Here is a 19,839-nt window from a genome sequence, read left to right on the forward strand (position 1 = left end):
GCGGCTATTCCAGTACTTTCGGTACGCGGAAATAATCGGAGTCTTTGCGCGGGGCATTGCGCAGGCCGTCCTGGTGGCTCACCGTGTTCTGCGGCTCATCGGAGCGCAGCACGTTGATTTCGTGCGACAGATGCACCAGCGGCTCTACGTCCGTCGTGTCGAGCTGGCGCAGCTGGTCTACCCAGTCCAGAATTTTATTCAGCTCGCCGAGCATCTGCTGCTCTTTGGATTCGTCGAGTTCGAGGCGGGAAAGATGGGCCAGTTGGCGAAGGGTGGCTATGTCGGTGCTCACAGAGGACGTAGAAAAGGTATGTAAGTTAGGAGTTGGAGGCGGCCAGCTCGGATTCTTTTTCCGTAGCGGCGGCCGTAGGAGGCGTAGCGGCCGGAACCGGCCGGCGCCAGGAGCTGCGTTCCGGAATGCCCTTGGCCTCGGGCCGGAAGCCGCTGGCAATAATGTCGTAGACGCGCTGGCGCAGCGCCGGGGCATCGGCGGCCGTAAGGCCGGTGGTCAGAATTGGTTCGTGCAGGGTGATGGCCAGCGGCGAGTAGCGCACCCGCAAGCCGTCAACATCGGGCATGAAGCGGTGGTTCAGCGGCATGGTGATGGGCACGATGGGCACGCCCGTGGCTATGGCCAGCTGGAAGGCCCCATCCTTAAACTCGCCCATTTCTTCGCCGGGCTTCTTGGAAATCGAGCCCTCCGGGAAGATAACAACCGAGCGGCCGGCTTCCAGCGTGCGGCGTGCCTGCACCATGGCCCGGCCCCGGCTGATGGCGTTTTCCCGGTCGACGGTAATATAGGCCCGCCCGAAAATCGGGCCCCAGACCGGCACCCGGGCCAGGGAGCTTTTGCCCATGATATTGAGCCAGCCCGGAATGGTACGAAACAGCAGCGGAATGTCGATGTAGGAGCTGTGGTTGGCCACGTACAGGCAGGGCTGGCCGGCGGGCAGCGGGTTTTTCTTCACCGTTTCCACGGGCATGCCCCACATGAAAATGAACAGCTTGCTCCAGTAGCGGTTCAGGGCATGCAGGTAGCGGTGCCACTGTGGCTTCTTGCTCAGAGCCAGTTGCAGCGGGTACGTCACCACGAAAGGCATGACGAACCAGAACGTGGCCCACGTGGTGTAAAGCCGATGACCGATGTAGCGCAGAAGGTACCGCATGGGTACAAAGGTAAAAATTCAAAAGGGGAAGTGGCAGCAAAGACAGGCAGCCGCTCATCGAAAGGCCGTTTGCAGGCTCCGCAACCTCGCCGTGCCGCCCGGAGGCGGCTGCTTATTTCAAGCGGGCCGCCAGCACTTTTTCCGCTTTCAGCAGGCCCGCTACGCTCACGGCGTCCGTAATCCGGTTGTCCATCACCAGTTGCACGGCTTCGGCCAGAGGCAGCTTCCAGAGGCGCAGGTCCTCTGTTTCCTCAGGCTCTACGTCGCCGTGTTCCAGCTCTTCGGCCAGAAACACGAAGCCTTCTTCGTCGGTCACGGAATTTGAGGTGTGCAGGCGCGCAATGTTGGTCCAGCGGCGGGCCAGCAGGCCGGTTTCCTCGCGCAGTTCCCGTTGCGCCGATTCCAGAATGTCCAGCTCTACCGGCCCGCCGCCCATCGGAATTTCCCAGCTGTACTCACTGAGCGGGTAGCGGTACTGGCCCACCAGCCACGTATTGCCCTCCGCGTCCACGGGCACAATGCCCAGGGCCTTGTTTTTCATGGTCACGACGCCGTAGATGCCCCGCCCGCCGCCGGGGTTGAGCACTTGGTCTTCGCGCACACTAATCCAGGGGTTGTGGTATTTCACTTCGGTGCTGAGCACCTGCCAGGGGTTGTGGGTTTCGTCGAGCGTGGGGTCGGGGTAATGCATGCTACGGAACTGGGCGAAGCCGTGAAGGTAACTGCCGGAAAGCGTATGGCAGCGCCTCCGTCGGGCGAGTTGGCAAATTGGTCGGGAAAAAACGCCAGTTGACCAAATAAAGTGGCTCAAGCATCTGGTGGTGAGTAGTTTTGTTTCATCAATACAAGGTGTGAGGGCGTTTTGTGGAAAGGAAGGCCACTCTCACATCGTGCCGGATTGATGCCAGGAGTAGGGTGGATGATTACCTGGTACGGCCGGCGCAGTATAAAAAGACCGTTGCGGGATGTGACGGTCTTTTTGCGTTTTTACCGGTTTAGGCCCCCGGCCAAGATTCTGTATCAACCTGCCGCGTAGCTGCGCCGTACGACTAAACAGCCGACTGTTCACATTCCGGTCGGCTCTGTTTCTATGGCTAACCAATCGAAAAACCCGTCTGACCAGAACCAAAATCCCCAGCCCGGCGACCCGCTGTTCAACCTCAAACACGCCCAGGCCGAGTCGGAGCTTAGCTCGCAGACCGGTGGCCTTGGCCCCACCAGCAATGTGTACACCAGCACCGACGAGGACGGCGAGCTGGATGAAGGACCCCGCGACAAGCAGGGCCTGCGCCGGGGCGAAACCCCACCTACCGACGGCTCGGCTGCCGGCAGCCATAAATAGCTTCCGCTCACAACCAGAAGTATAGATTTCACCTGAAGAAAGCCTCTCCGGGCGCTACGGCTGCCGGGGAGGCTTTTTTGTGGGCAACAGCTACGGCGGTACCTTTGCCGCATGCTCTTAGCCTCCCATACCGGCCATCCGCTGGAAGCGGGCCTCGACGAAGCCGGCCGGGGCTGTCTGGCCGGACCCGTTTTCGCGGCGGCCGTGATTCTGCCGCCCGATTTTTCGCCGGCCTTCCTCAACGACTCCAAGCTGCTCAGTGCCCGCCGCCGCGACGCGCTCCGCACCCTCATCTGCCAGGAGGCCATAGGGTGGGCCGTGGCAGAAGCGTCGCCCGAAGAAATTGCCGCTATCAACATCGCGCAGGCCAGCTATCTGGCCATGCACCGGGCCGTGGCGGCGCTAAGCGTGCAGCCGCAGCATCTGGCCGTCGATGGCAACCGGTTTCGGCCTTACGAGGGCCTGGAGCACACCTGCCTGATCAAGGGGGATGCGCGCTACCGCCACATTGCGGCGGCCTCGGTGCTAGCCAAAACTTTTCGGGATGAGCGGATGAGCGAGCTGGCGGCCCTGTATCCGCAGTATGGCTGGGAGCAGAATGCCGGCTACCCCACCCCGCGCCACCGGGCCGCCATTCGGCAGCACGGCCCCACGGAGCACCACCGCATGGGCTTCCGGCTACTGTAGAAGCAAAAAAGAACGCCATGCAAAGCACAGCGTTCAGATAGTTGCGGCCGGTTGCGGCGCCTACTCTTTCAGCTTTAGCAGGTCCAGAAACAGGCTGAACCCGTCAACGGTAGTGCCGCCTTCCCCGAAACTGTCGAAGCTGAGCGGCTTGATGATGTAGCCGCTCACGGCCAGTTCCTGCGCTTTGAAGCGGTCAGACTCTAGGTCGGAGGTGGTCATGATGAACACATTCAGGTTCACGAACTCGGGGTCGGAGCGGAGCTTTTCGAGCAGCTCCAGCCCCTTCATGCGAGGCATATTGATGTCGAGCATCACGACGCTCGGTTGCTCAATCTTGGGCTGGCCGGCCTCGCCGCGCAGCATGTTAAGGGCTTCGCGGCCGTTGCGGGCAATGTGCAGCGGGACGTCGACGTTGTTCTTACGCAGTTCACGCTGCACGTTCATTATGTCCATTTGGTCGTCCTCAACCAAGAGAATACTGGGCATGTCAGGTGCGGTTTGAGTGGATAAAGGCGCTCTTGTAAAACAGGCCGAATACGTAAGGCTATACGGCTGCGCTTGAGTTTTGTGCCGAAATTGTGCTGCTGGCACGTTTATCAGAGGTCTGCCGGGTCTGGCGCGGCCAGGTAAACAGAAAGGTGGCGCCCTGGCCTTCTTCCGATTCTACCCGGATGCTACCGCCCTGGCGCTCAACTATCTTCTTCACAATAGCCAGGCCAACGCCCGTGCTTTCCAGCGTGTCGCGCTCCGTCAGGGTCTGGAATATCACAAAAATACGTTCTTGGTACTCTGGTGCAATGCCGGGGCCGTTGTCGGCTACGGAGAAAGTGTAGAAATCTTTATCCTCGGTGCAGCCGATGGTGAGTACCCCGGTGCTGGGGTGGTCGTGGTATTTGATGGCGTTGCTGATGAGGTTGGCAAACACCTGCTGAAGCTGCACCCGGTTGGTAACCAGCGTGGGCAGATAGAAGGGAAGTTCCACCTCAAAGCCTTCCGGCAGATTCAGTGAGTCCAGGATTTCGCGCAGCAGCTGGCGCACGAATACCGGCTCATCGGCCTGAGCGGCGCGGCCCACGCGGGCCAGATCCAGAATGCCGGTGATGAGGTGCTCCATCCGCTGCACCCGGGTGCGCATGAGCAGCAGAAATTCCCGGATGTGGGGCGGCGTTTCTTCGCCCATATCTTCTTCGATCCAGCGGGAGGCGCTTTCAATGCCACGCAACGGGGCTTTCAAATCGTGCGACACCACGTAGGCAAACTGGTCCAGCTCCTGGTTGCGGTGCTCGAGCTGCGCGATGTTGCCACTGATGGTGGTGGCCATCTGGTTCAGGGATACGGCCAGCTCGCTTAGTTCATCGTCGCCGGTTTCGCGCAGCTGGGTCTGGTAGTGGCCCGCCGCAATCCGGGCCGACATCGTAACCATGCTCTGGATGCGGCGCCCGATAAGCCGGATGACGTAAGAGGCCCACACCAGCCCCAGCAGAATGGCTACCAACGTAATAGCAATGGAAATCTGCCGCGTTTCCCGGATACTCTGTTGCAGCTTGACGGCCTGCTTGTCACGTAATTTCAGCTCTTCCCGGTCGAAGGCCTCAAACAGCACCCGGATCTGGTCCATGAGGTGCTTGCCCGCCAGGCTTTCGGCCAATTCACGGTGCTCCACGCCCTGTAGCCCTGCCTGGTCGGTGATGCGGCGGCGCGCCTCACGCTTTTCGCGCACCAGCAGGTGCGAGAAGTCGAGCCAGTCGCGGAACAGGGCCCGGCCCCTGACAATGCGGGCGTGTTGCGCGGAGCCGGGCTCAAGCGTGGTAAGCAGGTGCTCGAAATGGCTGAGCAGGTACCGCTCACTCTGGTGATAGGGCTCCAGTACTTCCTCCTTGCCGATGAGCATGTAGCCCCGGAAGCCGGTTTCCATGTCCACGATGTTGCGCATGAGCGTGGCGGCCTCGGCGGAAGTGCGCTGCGAGAGCTGCACGCGCCGGGCGTTGCGCAGCACCTTGCGCGACACCTGATAGTTGACGAACACCACGCCCACGAACAGCAGCAGAATAACCAGAAATCCGGCGTAGAGCTTCGTCGAAATTTTCAGCTTCATGGGCAGGGTGGCGGAGGGAGCAGGCGAAGAAGATTAGAGGCCGGTACGCAGCCGGTGTTCCATGGTTTGCAGCAGCACCGTGATGCGCTCCGCCAGCTGGTCGATGACGGGCATACCAGCCAGAGCCACATCGGTCTGGCCTTGCTTGTGCAGGTCCATCAGGCGGTTGGCTTCCTGGTGCACCTGCACATGCAGCCGGTCCAGCTCGTGCGACTCGGGCAGGTGCTTGTAGGGCCCCAGAGCCCGGTCCCGGATCCAGTGGCCGAAGTTGCACTGGTGTGGGTCGCGGATGGGCCCCTGGCTGATGCCGCTGCCATACAGATACGAGCGCAGCTTGGATTTAAATAGCAAGTGTTTCACCAGGCCGGACTCGAAGTCCTGCTTTAGTTCGTCGGTCATAAGGAGCAGAAAGAAGCTGGCAAGCAGTTGCGCCGCTGGCCGGAAGGCCGTGGTACGTCGCAAAAAGGAAGCTGCCCGCCAGCGGCAAAGGTAACACATGCGGAGTGCCGGAGGGAAATGGCTAATTTCGCCGCGCTGCCTTTTCCGGCGGCTACCTTCACTTTCCCACTTCCCTTCCCATGAGCGAGACCCTCAAGACCGTTGTCCTGAACGATGTGCACCAGCAGCTGGGTGCCAAAATGGTGCCTTTCGCGGGCTACAACATGCCCGTGCGCTACTCGTCCGACCTGGAGGAGCACCACACCGTGCGCCGCGCCGTGGGCATCTTCGATGTGTCGCACATGGGCGAGTTCCGGGTGCGTGGTCCGCACGCGCTGGACCTGATTCAGCGCGTCACCAGCAATGACGCCAGCAAGCTGCAGGTCGGCAAAGCCCAGTACTCGTGCCTGCCCAACCAGGAAGGCGGCATCGTGGACGACCTGCTCGTGTACAAGATGGCCGAGGAGGACTATCTGCTGGTGGTGAATGCCTCCAACATCGACAAGGACTGGAACTGGATCAGCCAGCACAACACGCAGGGCGCCGAGCTGGAAAACGTGTCGGACGAAATCAGCTTGTTTGCGGTGCAGGGCCCCAAGGCCCAGGCGGCCCTGCAAGGCCTCACCGACACCGACCTGAGCAGCATTCCGTACTATTCCTTCGTGGAAGGCACCTTTGCCGACGCTCCTGGCGTCATTATTTCGGCTACGGGCTACACCGGCGCGGGCGGCTTCGAGCTGTACGTGCCCAATGCCTACGCCAAGCAGGTCTGGGACAAGGTGATGGAAGCCGGCCAGCCCTACGGCCTGAAACCCATCGGGCTGGGGGCCCGCGACACGCTGCGCCTGGAAATGGGCTTTTGCCTCTACGGCAACGACATCGACGACCAGACCTCGCCGCTGGAAGCCGGTCTGGGCTGGATTACCAAGTTCACGAAGGACTTCACCAACGCCGAAAACCTCAAGAAGCAGAAGGAAGCCGGTGTGGCGCGCAAGCTGGTGGGCTTCCTGATGGACGGCCCCGGCATTCCGCGCGGCCACTACGAGCTGGTGAACGAAGCCGGCGAGAAAATCGGGGACGTGACGAGCGGCACTCAGTCGCCGAGCCTGAGCAAGGGCATCGGGCTGGGCTACGTGAAAGCCGAGCTGAGCGCGCCGGGCAGCAAGATTTTCGTGCTGGTACGCGGCAAGCAGCTGCCCGCCACCGTCGTGAAGCTGCCCTTCGTGAAAGGCACCGAGGAGGCGTAAGCATCAGGTACACGATTTCCGGAACGTCATGCTGAGCTGGTCGAAGCATCTCGACAGGCTCAGCATGACGTTCTTTTTCATTCAGTATCCCGATACCTTTTCATGCCCACTCTTGATATCTGCTTCTCGCCGGAGCTACTGCCTCTCTACGACCTGACCGGGCGCGTGGCCGTGGTAGTTGACATTCTGCGGGCTACTTCTTCCATCGTGACGGCGCTGGCGCAGGGCGTGGCGCACCTGGTGCCTGTGAGCGAGGTAACCGAGTGCCAGGCGCTGGCCGCCGACGGCTACCTCACGGCCGCTGAGCGCGACGGCCGGCAGGCCGAGGGCGTAGACCTAGGCAACTCGCCCTTCGGCTACCTCGATGGGGCCGTGGCCGTGCGGGGCCGCGCCGTGGCTATTACTACCACCAACGGCACCCGCGCCCTGCACCTGTCCCAGGCGGCCGATGTGGTAGTGGTGGGGGCGTTCCTGAACCTGGCGGCGGTAGCGGAGTTTGTGCGCCGCCAGAACAAGGATGTGGTGATAGTGTGTGCCGGCTGGAAAGGCAAATTCTGCCTCGAAGACACGCTCTACGGCGGCGCCCTGGCCGCCCGCCTAGCCGATGCCTTCAACGTAACCGGCTCCGATGCCACGCTGGCCGCCCTCGACCTGTGGCAGGCCGCCGAACCCGATGTGGCTGCCTACCTGCTCAAGTCGTCGCACGTGCGCCGCCTCAACAGCCTGGAGTCGCACAAGGACATGGAGTTCTGCGTGCGGCCCGACGTGTACGACGTGGTGCCCGTGTACCGCAACGGCCGGATTGTTGATGAGGTGATGAGGTGACAGGTAAAAAGAACGTCATTCCGAGCATGTGGCGCATTAAGCCAGTGTGCGCAGCCGCAGCCGAGGAATCTTGCTAGTGTGGTAATGACTACCACCACAACCTCAGCACGCGAGATTCCTCGGCTTCGCTCGGAATGACGTTCTTTTTACCTGTCACCTGTCACCTGTCACCTGTCACCTGTCACCTGTCACCTCATCACCACCTCACCGCAGCTTCTCGTTGTTGCGGTGGCGGTCGGCGTCGCGCTGGGTTTTCTTGGTTAGGTTGCGTTGCAGGGCGTCGGTGAGGTTGATGCCGGTCTGGTTGGCCAGGCAGATGACCACGAACAGCACGTCGGCCAGTTCATCGGCCAGCACCTTGTCTTTGTCGGATTCCTTGAACGACTGCTCGCCGTACTGCCGGGCAATGATGCGGGCCACTTCGCCGACTTCCTCCGTGAGCATGGCCATGTTGGTCAGCTCGTTGAAATACCGGACCCCGGTGGTCTGAATCCACTGGTCAACGGTCTGCTGGGCTTCTTCGATAGTCATGGGAGAGTAACTGAGTAGGGGAGTAACTGAGTAAAGAGTAGCCGAGTGGTTGGGTAAGGGAGTAACTGCTGTTACGCAGCGGCAGTAGCGCGAACTTTGTAGTTCGCGTATCCGCGCCGTTCAAACGATTCCAGCGGCGCGGGGGCGCGAACTACAAAGTTCGCGCTACTGCCCCCAACGCTCTGCGAAAGCCGGAATAGGCCTACTCAGTTACTCCATTGCTCAGTTACTCTCAGGCGAATCCAGCACGATGGTAACGGGGCCGTCGTTGAGCAGCTCCACCTGCATATCGGCCCCGAACTCGCCGGTAGGTACGGGCTGGCCCAGCAGCTGCTCCAGCTGCCGCACAAACTTCTCGTAGAGTGGCACGGCAATGGGCGGCGGCGCGGCCCCGATGTAGCTGGGGCGGTTGCCTTTGCGGGCATCGGCCAGCAGCGTAAACTGGCTCACTACCAGCACCTGGCCCTGTACGTCCTGCACCGAGCGGTTCATCTTGCCGTCCTCATCGGAGAAGATGCGCAGCTGCGTGAGCTTACGGGCCATCCAGTCGAGGGAGGCGGGTGTGTCGGTGGGGGAGAAGCCGGCCAGCACCAGCAGCCCCGGCCCAATCTGGCCCGCTACGCGGCCTTCGATGGTAATGCTGGCGTGCCGGACACGCTGAATAACAGTACGCATAGAGGAGAATCAGCAAAGGAATACCCGGCCGATGACGCCCCCGCCACCGTGCCTCACAAGCAAAACTAGCATCTTGCGGCCTCTCTCATTACTTTATCTGGTGCTGTTTCCGTTTCGTGCTTCCGCATTCTGGGTGTTGCTGCTGGCGTTGCTGGCTGTAGTGGCCGTGCGCCTGCACGGCCTGGCCCACGTGGCCCTGCCAGACTACGACTCGGTGCGGAACTGGCAAATCGTGCGGGAAGTGGCGCACGGCGACCTGCGCAACCTGTTTCATCACGGCAGCCCCGGCTTCTCGCTGGTGTATGCGCCCGTGGCTTGGCTCACGGCCGACTACCGCGTGTTCCAGCACCTGAACGCGCTGGTAGCGGTGGCGGCGCTGCTGTGGCTGGTGCAGCTGGTGCGGCAGGAGCTGCGGCTGGCGGGTTGGGAAGCGGCGCTGCTGCTGGTGTTTGCGGGCACGTCCGTGTTTCTCACCTTCTCGGGCCGCGACTTTACGCCCGGTTCCTGGAGCCTGCTGCTGTTCGTGGGGCTGCTGCGGGCGCACTATCAGCGGCTGCGGCAGCCTGGTCCGGCGGCGTTGCTGCGCGTGGCGGTATGGCTGGCGGCCGGGCTCAGCATCAACTACAAGTTCCTGCTCACCCTCCCGATTCTGCTGTTGCTGGAGCTCCTGCACGGCGGGCGGCTGCTGTGGCAGCCGCACAATCTGGGCCGGGTGGTGGCCGTGCTGCTCACGCCCTACGTGCTGCTGGGCGGGCTGGGCGCAGTAGGTGGCGTGCCCTGGTACCGCTGGGAAGCCGTGTACTACAACCTCGTGTTTCCGGGAGCCAGCAATGCCGCCAGCCGCGCCGGCCACCTCCGCTTCGATGGGCTCTACTACCTGCGCTTTCTGTGGGATTTTGAGTCGCCGGTGCTGCTGCCGGTGCTGGCAGCGGGCCTAGCGGTGCTGGCGTGGCGCTACGGACGCCGGCGGCAGCTGCCTTCCCTGGCGTTGCCCTGGTATCTGGCGGTATGGGCCGGCTGCTACCTGGCCGGCATGTCGTTGCTGCTGAAAGCGCCGCGTGGGCTGCTGCTGGCGTATCCGCTGCTGTATGTGCTGGCGTTTCTGCTGCTGCGGCAGCTATTCGGCACAAGCAAAGCCACTGGCCGGGCGTTGCTGGCTGTAGTCGTGGGCTTTGCCGGCCTGCTGAATCTGTACCGGGTACACCGCGAAATCTATGCCTACGCACCTACCCGCTACGGCCAGGTGGCGGCGTGGCTGCACCAGCACGAAGCGCGGCCGGTGCGGGTACTCAGCACCGTCAGCCTGGGCCTGGCTCCTTTCCTGCGGGATGCAGACACGGTAGCCGTAGCCATGAGCGACGCGCACCTCCGCGAGCTTCGCCAGGGCCGGTACCGGTACGTGCTGCTCGATGCGGCGTGGCAGGTAGCCGGGGCGCCGCCCTTCTCTTCGCTGGCCGGGCAGACGCCGGTAGCGGCCTGGCCCGAGCCGCTGCTGGTTTCGCCGCTGCTGTTTCTGGAGCATTCCGAGTACACCGGCCTGGGCTACGCGCCAACTCTGGCCCGCCAGCGCGCCGCCCGCCTCGACTCCCTGCAGCTTCGCCTCTACCGTTTGCCCGGAGGTATTCGGCCATAAAAAAGCAGCGCGGCTACCCAGGTGGGAGCCGCGCTGCCGCTGACTAGTGAGCGTGCCGAACTTAAGGGTTTACCTTGGTCGGCAGGTCATTTACGTTGAGCAGAGGGATATTGGCGCCGTACGTCTCGTTGATGACCCGCAGGAAGGTATTAGCCAGCAACGCGTTGCCGCGGGGCGTGAGCGTGTAGCCATCAAGCGAGTAGAAGTTGCCGCGCACCAGCTCCGACGTGTACGGCACGCCGTTCACGTTAATCTGGTCGGCCACCTGCTGGAACAGCGCAGTATTCACGTCGATAAGCGGCTGCTTGAACGTGTTCTGGTTGAGCGTGCGCAACTCGTCCCGGTACAGCGTCATGGCGCCATTGATACGCGAAAACTCGATGTAGTCCAGCACGTCGCTGCCGCTGACGGGGTTTTGCTCGTCGCCGTAAGGCACAGTCTGCGGCGCACCCGTCGTTGACTCTAAACGGCCGATACGGCGCTGCCCGGCCGGCAAAATGTAGTCTTCACCGGATACCGGCTGTACTGCTCCGTTGAAAGCCCGCACGTACAGCGTATAGGCCGGACGATTGGTGCTGGTACGCAGCCGCTCCTGCAGGTTGAGGCCATTGTTGAGACGCAGCACCGGCAGCGTAGTCAGAGCCGGAGGCAGCGCAATAATGCCCTGGCGGCCGTTGGCGGTGAGCTGCGTAAGCAGCTGACGGGCGTTTTGGGCCATGGTGCTGCCCGAAGGCAGCGGGCCGCAGCTGCCGCCGCTCACCACGTACGGCAACACGTCATCAAGCCCGGCGAAGAACGTGAAAAACGTAGCGTTGGGGCTGGCGGCCGTTACTACCTGCAGGTAGGAGCTGTTGTTGGCGGCCGGCAGAATCCGCTCGAAATACGGGTTGAAAAGTCCTACGCGGGTCAGGTTGGCCGCATTGCCTAGTCCCGGGGTGGCAATCTGGGTCAGGCGCAGGCCCGGTACGCCCAGGTTCTGCGGCAGCGTGGTAGCAGCCCGCGGATACTGGTACACCGTATCGGCTCCGTTGCAGCCTGCCGCATTGATGAAGCGGCCCAGCGTAGAAGCGGCCGGTACCCGGCGGGTAGTTGGCAGCCCGTTTTCCTGCAGGCTTACCAGCGTCAGGTAGCCCGTGCCGTTGCCTTCTTCCAGCAGCGGCAATGAAAACTCAGCATCCGGATTCACCAGCGCAAACTGGTTGGCTAGCATGTTGGCGTAGGAGTAGGTCTGGCTTTGGCGCGTCAGGCCGCCGTCGGCGTAACCAGCCGTGTAGGAGTCGCCAACGGCGAGGTAGCGCGTCAGGTTGAGGTTGCCGCTGCTGGGCGCGGGCTCGTTCTGGTCGGGCGAGCAGCCGGCCAGCGTCAGCAGAACCGTAGCAACCGCCGGAAGTGCCGTGCGGCTAAGGGAAGAGGAGAAAATGCGCACTGTTGGTCAGGCGTTAAATGAAACGGGAAACGGGCCGCAGCCCCTGCTACTGCTGGGTGGCGCGCGAAGCGCGGCCGCCGAATGAATACGAAACCCCCACTGCCGCCGTGTGCACGGCCGTGCGGTAAGTACCATCAATGCTGCTGATGGCTTCGCGCGCAATGTTCACGCGGGCCCGCCGCTCACCGCCCCGCGAGTAGCTGTAGCCCATATCCAGCAGCAGGTTGGGCTTAATGGCCAGGCTCAGGCCCAGCGAGCCGCCAATCAGGTTGGCATCGGGCAGGTCAGCCGTAATGTATTCATCGCGCACCGGCGTTTCGTCGTAGCTGAGGCCGGCCCGCAGCGTCAGGGTGGGCGTTGCGGTATACTCAGCGCCAACCCGGAACGCCATAGCGTCTTCGTAGCGCCGGCCCGACGTAACGCGGCTGGCGTTGTCCAGCTCGAAGTTGAGCGAATCGTAGCGGCTCCAGCTGGTCAGGTTGAAGTCGAACGTCACCAGCAGGTTCTTGGTCATGCGGTCAGCCAGGCCCACCGACAGGGTAGAAGGCAGCTCGATATCCGTCCGGAAGCCAGCCGAAGTCGGGAAACGGCCCGCATCAATGGCCGGCACGCCGGAATACGTGGCTTTTCCGTTGTCCATCTTCAGCGTAACCGGCGTGCGGAAGCTGATGCCGAACGACAGGTTGTCGGCGGTGCGGCCATACAGGCCGATGTTGGCGCCGTAGCCGTTGCCGCTGCCTTCAAACAGCGCCTGCGTCGAACGGTTGTCGTACTGGCCCAGGGCGCGGGACTGGCGCAGGTCGCCGTAGGCGTAAATGAAGCCGGCCCCTACGCTGAAGTTGTCGTTGATCTGGTACGCCACAGTGGGCTGCACGTACACCGTGGCCAGGCGGGCTTCCTGCACCACGCTCCGGCCTTCCCAGTCGCCGGGCCACACCGTCTTGTAGCCGAAAGGCTGATTGATGCTCAGGCCGACGCTCACTTTGGGCGCTACGCGCGAGGCGGCGTAGAAGTAGCCGCTGGGTTGCGGCTGCAGTTCCTGGCGTGTCTGGCGGCGCGAGTCGGTGCCTACAAACGACGACATGCGGGCCGTGCCCATGCCGCCCACGCTTACATGCAGCAGCGAGTCGAGCAGGCCGATGGCGCCGGGGTTGTAATACATTACGGCAATGTCGCGGGTGTAGGCCGTGCTGGCCCCGCCCAGGCCCAGCAGCCGGGCGCTCTGCGGCCCCGACTGGAAACCACCCGCCGCGGCAGACATCGAAAGAAACAACAAACCAGAAGAAAGGTAGCGACGCGTCATGCAGACTAGGTTTCGGACAATAGGCCGCAAAGGTAGCGCAATGGCGTGATTAAGTGGTTAAGTAATTGAGGGATTAAGAGCCTATCCGAAAAGCCGGAGCGTGGGAATAGCCTGACTACCGGCCCGGGAAAGCCGCTCACAAGCAGAGCACCCCGGTTGCTGCACCGAAGTGTTGTGCCAAAGCGCGGCATAGTATTGGGTTGCTTCAGCGCTTCACGCCCAAGCTGTCGAGGGTACGCTGGTAGCGGCGGGCGTTGCGCTTGTGGTCGGCGTAGGTTTCGGCGAAATCGGAGAAGCCGCTGAAGTCGGGGCGGGCGCAGAAAAACAGGTAGCGGTGCGCCGCCGGCTGCAGCACGGCATTCAGGCTCTGGCGGTTGGCAGAGGTGATGGGGCCGGGCGGCAGGCCTTTGTTCTTATAGGTGTTGTAGGGCGAGTCCACGAGCTTGTCGCGGTTGAGCACGCGCTTCACCCCGAAGTTGCCAATGGCCCAGAGCAGCGTAGGGTCGGCCTGCAGGCGCATGCCGCGCCGCAGCCGGTTCAGATACACGCCCGCAATGATGGGCTTGTCCTCCTTTTTGGCGGTTTCGCGCTGCACAATGCTGGCCAGCACGTGTACTTCCGTAGGCGAAAGGCCCAGCGAATCGGCACGCTGCCGACGTAGCGGCGTCCAGAACCGGCGGTGCGTGGCCGCCGCCGAATCCAGAAACGTGCGGGCCGACGTGTTCCAGAAGAGGCGGTAGGAGCCGGGCAGAAACAGGGTCAGAATGGTGGTGGTGTCAAGCTGGTAGCGGCGCTGCAGAAACGCGTTGTCCTGCAGCAGCCGGCGCAGCTCCAGCGAATCGGCTTCCAGCTGCCGGCTGATCTGGCGCGTAAGCTGGGGCTTGTATTTGAAGGCATCGAGCGTGAAAGCCACCGTATCCTGCCGGCCCGTCAGCAGCATATCCAGCAGCTTGGCATTGCTGAGGCCGACTTCCAGGCGGTAGCGGCCGGGCTTCACCTGCCGGGTGTAGTTGCGCCGGGCCGCCAGCCACTCAAACGTAGTTGGGTCAAGCAACAGCTCCTGCCGCCGCAGCGAGTCGCGCACCGCCTCATAGGAAGCGCCCGTTCGGATATAAAGGTAAGCCGGCCCGTATGGCGACTGAGCAACGTTGGGCTGCCACAGCACGCGCCATGCGCCGTACAGCGCCGCGCCGCCCACCAGCAGCAACACCAGCAGGAGCCAGAGCGCCACCCGGCGACGAACGGAAGAACGAGAGGAAACAGTCAAACGGACAGAATAAGCAGGTTAGGCAATGCCGTAAAGATAACGGCTGCCCGGGGAGGGCAGCCGTCGGCGTGAGGTGTAAGAAACCGTAGCAGTAGAGCTGGCGGCCTGAACTGATAATTAGCCACCGTTCACCAGCGCATTGATGGCGTCGGCGGCCTCGCGCAGGCGCTGGCGGCGCGCAATTTCCACGGGAGGCGCCGCCCTGACTTCGCAATCGGGAATGGAGCACCGCTCACAGGTCTCATTTACACGCTTCTGAATGATGGCCGGATCATCGAGAAACTGAATTTTCTGCCGCAGGTTATCGTCGCAGAGCAGGCCCACGGTTACGCTCACGGCTGGCTCACCGGGGGCGCCCGCCCGTGCCAACGACAAACACAAATACTCGTCCTCGTTGGGGTAGCGCGAGCGTTGGGCCCCGATGCTGAAGGCTGGCGTTTCGAGCTGTGCCTTGTGCCGGGCCTCCTGAATCAGCCAGATGGCAATCCAGCGGCGGCAGTAGTGCTCGTGCAGCTCGTTGCCGTGCGGGTTGTGCAGCCGCGAAAGGTGCAGCTCCTTGCTCAGCAGGTAAGCCGACTCCGCATCGGGCTGGTCGAAGCGCAGGAAAAACAGGCTCTGAATACCGAAATAGCGCGGCAGCAGGTTGGTGATGCGCTGCATAAACATCTCCGGCGACACATCATACTTGGTCAGCATGGCCTGCAGACGGGCTGGTTGCCAGGTCATCTGCCCGAAAAAGTCCTGCAGGTCGCGCACCAGGCTTTCCTCCTCCATCAGCAGCGCGCCGGCAAAATAGGAAGCCTTGAAGTTGTTGAGCACCTCATCGAAGGAATGCACCGGGAAAGTAGCATTCACGTAGGGGCGCTCTTTCAGGCCGAGGTAGTTGAAGGCAACTTCGCGGCCCAGCACGAAGGCTTCCTGCGCTTTGCTCAGGCCCGGCCGCAGCAGCAGCGTGCGGGTTTTGGGCTGAAACACGGACCGCAGCCGGCCCAGTGAGGCGTATTCGGCCAGCTTCTGCCGGTCGAGCGTGTAGCCGTATTTTTCCGCCAGCACCCGCTCCAGCTGCCGGGTGTCGAAGGGGGCCTGCGTGTTGAGGTTCTGCTCGCCGCAGAAAGTGCGCACGTCCTGCTCCAGTTCCTCAAAATAGTTGTCGTGCATCTCCTGGTAGGAGCGCAGCGCCGCCAAAAAGAAGCTTTCCTGGCGCATTTCGTAGTTGCGCGCTATTTCGAAGATGGTACTGATGAAGGCGTTCATCTTGGCCGGCGCATCCGCAATCAGCTCCACAATGCGCAGTGGGTCCAGCCCGAACATCTCCAGCGGAAACTCCTTCAGCAAATCCGACTGCAGCAGCTCCGAAATCGGCTCCAGCCGCCGGCTCAGCGTCAGGGAAGTGAGCTGGTCGTAGCTGACACCCAAGACCTTGCTCAGGCTCAGAATTTTATCGGCCTTCGGGTATTTTTTGCCCTTCTCAATCTCATTCAGGTACGATATCGAAACGTCGCAGGCGCGGGCCAGCTCGGCGGGAGTGAAGCCGCGTTCCTGGCGCAGCTCCCGCAGTTTCAACCCAAAAATCAACCGGACAACCTGGCTGTGACTTAGCATAAGCAATAGGACGTGCAGCGGACTGCGCGCATGAGAAAGTACGGAGAGGACGGACGGGCAGGAAAACAGGCGTCTAGCGTATGCAGCTGCCTTGCGCTTTCTGTCATTTACCCAAGACAGAAGTGCGCAAAGCAACGCAAAATCAAAGGCTTATAAAAATTAGCGAATTTTCGCTTGTTTAGTAAAATTCGCTGAACTATGTTTGGTACATCTTCCAGGAAGACTTGTTTTCTGCCACCTTAACCTTCCCCATACTATGTCGCCTTTCACTGATACCGAGCCGGCAGTGGCCGCACCCCGGTTTTTGACGCCGGAGCGCGTGAAAATCACGGGCACTTACTCGCCGGAGTTTGCGGAAATCCTGACGCCGTCGGCGCTGGCTTTCGTGGCCGAGCTGCACCGCCGCTTCGACCAGACCCGCCGGGCCTTGTTGCAGCGCCGCGAGGAGCGGCAGCGGGAGTTCGAGGCCGGCAAGCTGCCCGACTTCCTGCCCGAAACCCGCCTGATCCGGGAAAAGCCGTGGACGGTGGCGCCCATTCCGGAGGATCTGCAGGACCGCCGCGTGGAAATTACGGGCCCCGTGGAGCGCAAAATGATTATCAACGCGCTGAACTCGGGGGCCAAGGTGTTCATGGCCGACCTGGAAGACTCCAACTCGCCGACCTGGGCCAACGTGGTGGAAGGCCAGCGCAACCTGCGCGACGCCGTACGCCGCACCATTTCGCTGAGCACACCGGCCAAAGAATACAAGCTGAACGAAAAGACGGCCGTGCTGATGGTGCGCCCCCGCGGCTGGCACCTGCTGGAAAAGCACATGCTGGTAGATGGCGAGCCGGTCAGCGCGTCGCTGTTTGATTTCGGGCTGTACTATTTCCACAACACCCACGAGCTGTGCGCCCGCGGCACCGCGCCGTATTTCTACCTGCCCAAAATCGAGAGCCACCTGGAAGCGCGGCTCTGGAACGACGTATTCGGGTTTGCGCAATGGTCGTTGAAGATGCAGAAGTGCACCATCAAGGCCACGGTGCTGATTGAGACGCTGCCGGCCGCTTTCGAGTTGAACGAAATCCTGTACGAGCTGCGCGAGCACAGCGCCGGCCTCAACTGCGGCCGCTGGGACTACATTTTCAGCTACATCAAGCGGCTGGGCCTCAAGCCCGGGTTCCGGCTGCCCAACCGCGCCGAGGTGACCATGGCCGTGCCGTTTATGGCTGCCTACTCGCAGCTGGTCATCCAGACCTGCCACCGCCGCGGCGTGCACGCCATGGGGGGTATGGCCGCCCAGATTCCCATCAAAAACGACCCGGAAGCCAACGAAGCCGCGCTGGAAAAAGTCCGGCTGGATAAGGTGCGGGAGGCCAAAAACGGCCACGACGGCACCTGGGTAGCGCATCCGGGTTTGGTGCCGGTGGCATTGGCCGTGTTCGATGAGCTGATGCCCGAACCCAACCAGATAGCCAACAAGCGTGAAGACTTGGTCGTGACGGCCGAAGACCTGGTGCGCGCGCCCAAGGGCCACATCACCGAAGAGGGCCTGAAACTGAATATCGACGTAGCGGTGCAGTATCTGGAGTCGTGGCTGGGCGGCAACGGCTGCGTACCGATTTACAACCTGATGGAGGACGCCGCCACCGCCGAAATCAGCCGGGCGCAGGTGTGGCAGTGGCTGCACACGCCCGGCACCACCCTGGCCGATGGCCGCCCCGTGACCGTGGAGCTGTACCGCAGCCTCGTGCCCGGTCAGCTGGAAAAAATAAAGGCGCTAGTGGGGCAGGAACGCTACGCCGCCGGCCGCTACCTCGAAGCCGTCCGCCTCTTCGATCAACTTGTGACCAGCCCCACTTTCGTTGAGTTCCTGACCGTGCCGGCCTACGAGCAGCTAGCTTAACTGCTGCGTCTGGAAGTGGTGCTCCTGGCTCCGCGCTACGGCATCCGGAACCGTGCCGTGGGGGCCCGCCGGAAGATCTGCTTCTGCCAGCGGGCTGGAGCGCCACTTCAACGCACTGTTTTCTTCTCCCTCCTGATTTCAACGCCGCCCTTGGGCCGGGCTGGCAGCGCTTGGCCTGTAGCGCCGGCTCGCCTGTTTTTTTCTCCCTTTTCCTTCTCCAACCAGCGGCCTGTTTCAGGTCTGCATAACTTTCTATTGCCATGAACAAGCAGGAACGCATTGCTGCCGTTAAGCACGACTGGACTACGAACCCACGCTGGAAAGGAATTAAGCGACCTTATTCGGCCGAGGATGTAGTGAAACTGCAGGGTTCGGTACAGATTGAGTACTCGCTGGCCCGGCAGGGGGCCGAGCGGCTGTGGAACCTGCTGCACACCGAGGAGTATGTGGCCGGCCTCGGGGCTCTCACCGGCAACCAGGCCGTGCAGGAAGTGCAGGCCGGCCTGAACGCCATTTACCTGAGCGGCTGGCAGGTGGCCGCCGATGCCAACGGCGCCGGCCAGATGTATCCCGACCAGAGCCTGTACCCCGCCGACAGCGTGCCGGCCGTGGTGAAGCGCATCAACAATGCCCTGCTTCGCGCCGACCAGATTCAGAGTGTGTCGGGCGAGGGGAACGTGCACTGGCTGGTGCCGATTGTGGCCGATGCGGAGGCTGGGTTCGGGGGCAACCTGAATGCGTTTGAGCTGATGAAGCAAATGATTGAAGCCGGGGCCGCGGGCGTGCATTTCGAGGATCAGCTGTCGTCGGCGAAGAAGTGCGGGCACTTGGGCGGCAAGGTGCTGGTGCCCACGCAGGAGGCCATCAACAAGCTGGTAGCGGCCCGCCTGGCCGCCGACGTGCAGGGCGTGCCCACGCTGGTGGTGGCCCGCACCGATGCCGATGCTGCCGACCTGCTCACGGCCGATGTGGACCCGCGCGACCAGCCCTTCATTCTGCAGGAAGCCGAGCGTACGTCCGAAGGGTTTTTCCGGGTGCGCTGCGGCGTGGAGGCCGGTATTGCCCGGGGCCTGGCCTACGCGCCCTACGCCGACCTCATCTGGATGGAAACCTCGCACCCCGACCTGGAGCAGGCCCGCCAGTTCGCCGATGCCATTCACGCGAAATTCCCGGGCAAGCTGCTGGCGTATAACTGTTCGCCTTCCTTCAACTGGGCCGCGAAGCTGAGCAAGGAGCAGATGCAGACGTACCGCGAGGAGCTGGCCGCCATGGGCTACAAGTTTCAGTTTATCACGCTGGCCGGCTTTCATGCGCTCAATACCAGCATGTTCGAGCTGGCGCTGGCTTACCGCGACCGGGGCATGGCCGGCTACTCGGAGCTGCAGGAGCGGGAGTTTGCGCTGCAGCAGCACGGTTTCAAGGCCGTGAAGCACCAGAGCTTTGTGGGCACCGGCTACTTCGATGCCGTGCAGAACGTGGTGACCAGCAACCTGACCAGCACCGCCGCCCTCGTCGGCAGTACTGAGGAAGCCCAATTCTAGACCACAGATTCATTCGGATTTTTCGGATTGGTCGGATTTCGCGTCGGTGTGGAAACCATTCGCGTCGGTCTGAAAGTCGTTTGCGCCGGTCCGGAAGCCGTTCGCGCCAGTGTGGAAGTCATTCGCGTTGGTCTGGAAACCGTTCCGCACAGCTCGGTAGGCGTTTCGAACGC

At 62.2% G+C, this 19,839-nt stretch carries 19 protein-coding genes; 7 read left to right on the forward strand and 12 right to left on the reverse strand.

All coding sequences use genetic code 11. The annotated features are described in order from the left end of the window. Positions 1–4: 4 nt before the first annotated feature. From gatC to BUE15_RS06170, 3 genes are all read right to left on the reverse strand, one after another. Positions 5–292: an Asp-tRNA(Asn)/Glu-tRNA(Gln) amidotransferase subunit GatC gene (gatC, locus tag BUE15_RS06160; RefSeq protein WP_073282174.1), complete on the reverse strand. Its 288-nt coding sequence runs from the start codon at positions 290–292 to the stop codon at positions 5–7. A gap of 25 nt (positions 293–317) precedes the next feature. Then, positions 318–1,166: a lysophospholipid acyltransferase family protein gene (locus tag BUE15_RS06165; RefSeq protein WP_073282176.1), complete on the reverse strand. Its 849-nt coding sequence runs from the start codon at positions 1,164–1,166 to the stop codon at positions 318–320. Between the two features lie 112 nt (positions 1,167–1,278). After that, positions 1,279–1,857: an NUDIX domain-containing protein gene (locus BUE15_RS06170; protein WP_073282178.1), complete on the reverse strand. Its 579-nt coding sequence runs from the start codon at positions 1,855–1,857 to the stop codon at positions 1,279–1,281. Between the two features lie 399 nt (positions 1,858–2,256). Here BUE15_RS06170 and BUE15_RS06175 point away from each other — a divergent pair, with 399 nt between their 5' ends. Beyond that, a complete protein-coding gene (locus BUE15_RS06175) occupies positions 2,257–2,508 on the forward strand; it encodes a hypothetical protein (RefSeq protein ID WP_073282180.1) in 252 nt (83 codons plus the stop codon). A 111-nt stretch (positions 2,509–2,619) separates the two neighbouring features. Continuing rightward, entirely contained in the window at positions 2,620–3,195 is a 576-nt protein-coding gene (locus tag BUE15_RS06180) for a ribonuclease HII (RefSeq protein WP_073282182.1), read from the forward strand. 60 nt (positions 3,196–3,255) lie between these two features. Here BUE15_RS06180 and BUE15_RS06185 read toward each other — a convergent pair whose 3' ends face one another. Genes BUE15_RS06185 through BUE15_RS06195 form a run of 3 tightly spaced genes read right to left on the reverse strand, consistent with a single transcriptional unit; the run spans position 3,256 to position 5,689 of the window. After that, positions 3,256–3,681 carry a response regulator gene (locus tag BUE15_RS06185; RefSeq protein ID WP_073282185.1) on the reverse strand — a complete coding sequence of 142 codons (426 nt, stop codon included), beginning with the start codon at positions 3,679–3,681 and terminating at the stop codon, positions 3,256–3,258. Between the two features lie 58 nt (positions 3,682–3,739). Further along, positions 3,740–5,290: a sensor histidine kinase gene (locus BUE15_RS06190; protein WP_073282190.1), complete on the reverse strand. Its 1,551-nt coding sequence runs from the start codon at positions 5,288–5,290 to the stop codon at positions 3,740–3,742. Positions 5,291–5,323: 33 nt separating this feature from the next. Next, positions 5,324–5,689, reverse strand: a complete 366-nt coding sequence (locus tag BUE15_RS06195; RefSeq protein ID WP_073282192.1) for a CZB domain-containing protein — start codon at positions 5,687–5,689, stop codon at positions 5,324–5,326. A gap of 179 nt (positions 5,690–5,868) precedes the next feature. Between BUE15_RS06195 and gcvT the strand changes: the two genes are divergently transcribed. Both gcvT and BUE15_RS06205 read left to right on the forward strand, forming a co-directional pair. Next, positions 5,869–6,975 (forward strand): glycine cleavage system aminomethyltransferase GcvT, encoded by a 1,107-nt coding sequence (gene gcvT, locus BUE15_RS06200; protein WP_073282194.1) that lies wholly within the window; start codon positions 5,869–5,871, stop codon positions 6,973–6,975. A 102-nt stretch (positions 6,976–7,077) separates the two neighbouring features. Next, entirely contained in the window at positions 7,078–7,800 is a 723-nt protein-coding gene (locus BUE15_RS06205; protein WP_073282196.1) for a 2-phosphosulfolactate phosphatase, read from the forward strand. A gap of 204 nt (positions 7,801–8,004) precedes the next feature. On the opposite strand, the gene BUE15_RS06210 is transcribed toward BUE15_RS06205, so the two are convergent. Then, positions 8,005–8,331: a nucleotide pyrophosphohydrolase gene (locus BUE15_RS06210; protein WP_073282198.1), complete on the reverse strand. Its 327-nt coding sequence runs from the start codon at positions 8,329–8,331 to the stop codon at positions 8,005–8,007. Positions 8,332–8,553: 222 nt separating this feature from the next. Continuing rightward, positions 8,554–9,006, reverse strand: coding sequence for a D-aminoacyl-tRNA deacylase (gene dtd, locus BUE15_RS06215; RefSeq protein ID WP_073282199.1), 453 nt, complete (start codon positions 9,004–9,006; stop codon positions 8,554–8,556). A 100-nt stretch (positions 9,007–9,106) separates the two neighbouring features. Between dtd and BUE15_RS06220 the strand changes: the two genes are divergently transcribed. After that, positions 9,107–10,639: a hypothetical protein gene (locus BUE15_RS06220; protein WP_073282201.1), complete on the forward strand. Its 1,533-nt coding sequence runs from the start codon at positions 9,107–9,109 to the stop codon at positions 10,637–10,639. A gap of 61 nt (positions 10,640–10,700) precedes the next feature. Here the strand turns inward: BUE15_RS06220 and BUE15_RS06225 are convergent, their stop codons facing one another. The 4 genes from BUE15_RS06225 to BUE15_RS06240 all read right to left on the reverse strand — a co-directional run bounded on the left by BUE15_RS06225 (position 10,701) and on the right by BUE15_RS06240 (position 16,237). Next, complete coding sequence (locus BUE15_RS06225) at positions 10,701–12,065, reverse strand: hypothetical protein (RefSeq protein ID WP_073282203.1); 1,365 nt, start codon at positions 12,063–12,065, stop codon at positions 10,701–10,703. Positions 12,066–12,111: 46 nt separating this feature from the next. Continuing rightward, positions 12,112–13,368 (reverse strand): OmpP1/FadL family transporter, encoded by a 1,257-nt coding sequence (locus BUE15_RS06230; protein WP_084548864.1) that lies wholly within the window; start codon positions 13,366–13,368, stop codon positions 12,112–12,114. Positions 13,369–13,573: 205 nt separating this feature from the next. Then, positions 13,574–14,635, reverse strand: a complete 1,062-nt coding sequence (gene mltG / locus BUE15_RS06235) for an endolytic transglycosylase MltG (protein WP_073282207.1) — start codon at positions 14,633–14,635, stop codon at positions 13,574–13,576. 117 nt (positions 14,636–14,752) lie between these two features. After that, positions 14,753–16,237 carry a helix-turn-helix domain-containing protein gene (locus BUE15_RS06240; protein ID WP_073282209.1) on the reverse strand — a complete coding sequence of 495 codons (1,485 nt, stop codon included), beginning with the start codon at positions 16,235–16,237 and terminating at the stop codon, positions 14,753–14,755. Between the two features lie 256 nt (positions 16,238–16,493). Between BUE15_RS06240 and aceB the strand changes: the two genes are divergently transcribed. Further along, entirely contained in the window at positions 16,494–18,125 is a 1,632-nt protein-coding gene (aceB, locus tag BUE15_RS06245; protein ID WP_084548865.1) for a malate synthase A, read from the forward strand. A gap of 260 nt (positions 18,126–18,385) precedes the next feature. Then, on the forward strand, positions 18,386–19,666 hold the full coding sequence (gene aceA / locus BUE15_RS06250) for an isocitrate lyase (RefSeq protein WP_073282211.1): 1,281 nt from the start codon (positions 18,386–18,388) through the stop codon (positions 19,664–19,666). Positions 19,667–19,839: the final 173 nt, after the last annotated feature.

It is taken from the genome of Hymenobacter psychrotolerans DSM 18569 (genome assembly GCF_900142395.1).
Lineage (GTDB): Bacteria > Bacteroidota > Bacteroidia > Cytophagales > Hymenobacteraceae > Hymenobacter > Hymenobacter psychrotolerans.

Coding starts and splice junctions, on each gene's coding strand:
- BUE15_RS06175 (WP_073282180.1), top strand. CDS start 2,257: ATGGCTAACCAATCGAAAAACCCGTCTGACCAGAACCAAAATCCCCAG.
- aceA (WP_073282211.1), top strand. CDS start 18,386: ATGAACAAGCAGGAACGCATTGCTGCCGTTAAGCACGACTGGACTACG.
- BUE15_RS06165 (WP_073282176.1), bottom strand. CDS start 1,166: ATGCGGTACCTTCTGCGCTACATCGGTCATCGGCTTTACACCACGTGG.
- BUE15_RS06195 (WP_073282192.1), bottom strand. CDS start 5,689: ATGACCGACGAACTAAAGCAGGACTTCGAGTCCGGCCTGGTGAAACAC.
- BUE15_RS06205 (WP_073282196.1), top strand. CDS start 7,078: ATGCCCACTCTTGATATCTGCTTCTCGCCGGAGCTACTGCCTCTCTAC.
- aceB (WP_084548865.1), top strand. CDS start 16,494: ATGTCGCCTTTCACTGATACCGAGCCGGCAGTGGCCGCACCCCGGTTT.
- dtd (WP_073282199.1), bottom strand. CDS start 9,006: ATGCGTACTGTTATTCAGCGTGTCCGGCACGCCAGCATTACCATCGAA.
- gcvT (WP_073282194.1), top strand. CDS start 5,869: ATGAGCGAGACCCTCAAGACCGTTGTCCTGAACGATGTGCACCAGCAG.
- BUE15_RS06180 (WP_073282182.1), top strand. CDS start 2,620: ATGCTCTTAGCCTCCCATACCGGCCATCCGCTGGAAGCGGGCCTCGAC.
- BUE15_RS06190 (WP_073282190.1), bottom strand. CDS start 5,290: ATGAAGCTGAAAATTTCGACGAAGCTCTACGCCGGATTTCTGGTTATT.
- BUE15_RS06210 (WP_073282198.1), bottom strand. CDS start 8,331: ATGACTATCGAAGAAGCCCAGCAGACCGTTGACCAGTGGATTCAGACC.
- BUE15_RS06170 (WP_073282178.1), bottom strand. CDS start 1,857: ATGCATTACCCCGACCCCACGCTCGACGAAACCCACAACCCCTGGCAG.
- BUE15_RS06240 (WP_073282209.1), bottom strand. CDS start 16,237: ATGCTAAGTCACAGCCAGGTTGTCCGGTTGATTTTTGGGTTGAAACTG.
- BUE15_RS06185 (WP_073282185.1), bottom strand. CDS start 3,681: ATGCCCAGTATTCTCTTGGTTGAGGACGACCAAATGGACATAATGAAC.
- BUE15_RS06230 (WP_084548864.1), bottom strand. CDS start 13,368: ATGACGCGTCGCTACCTTTCTTCTGGTTTGTTGTTTCTTTCGATGTCT.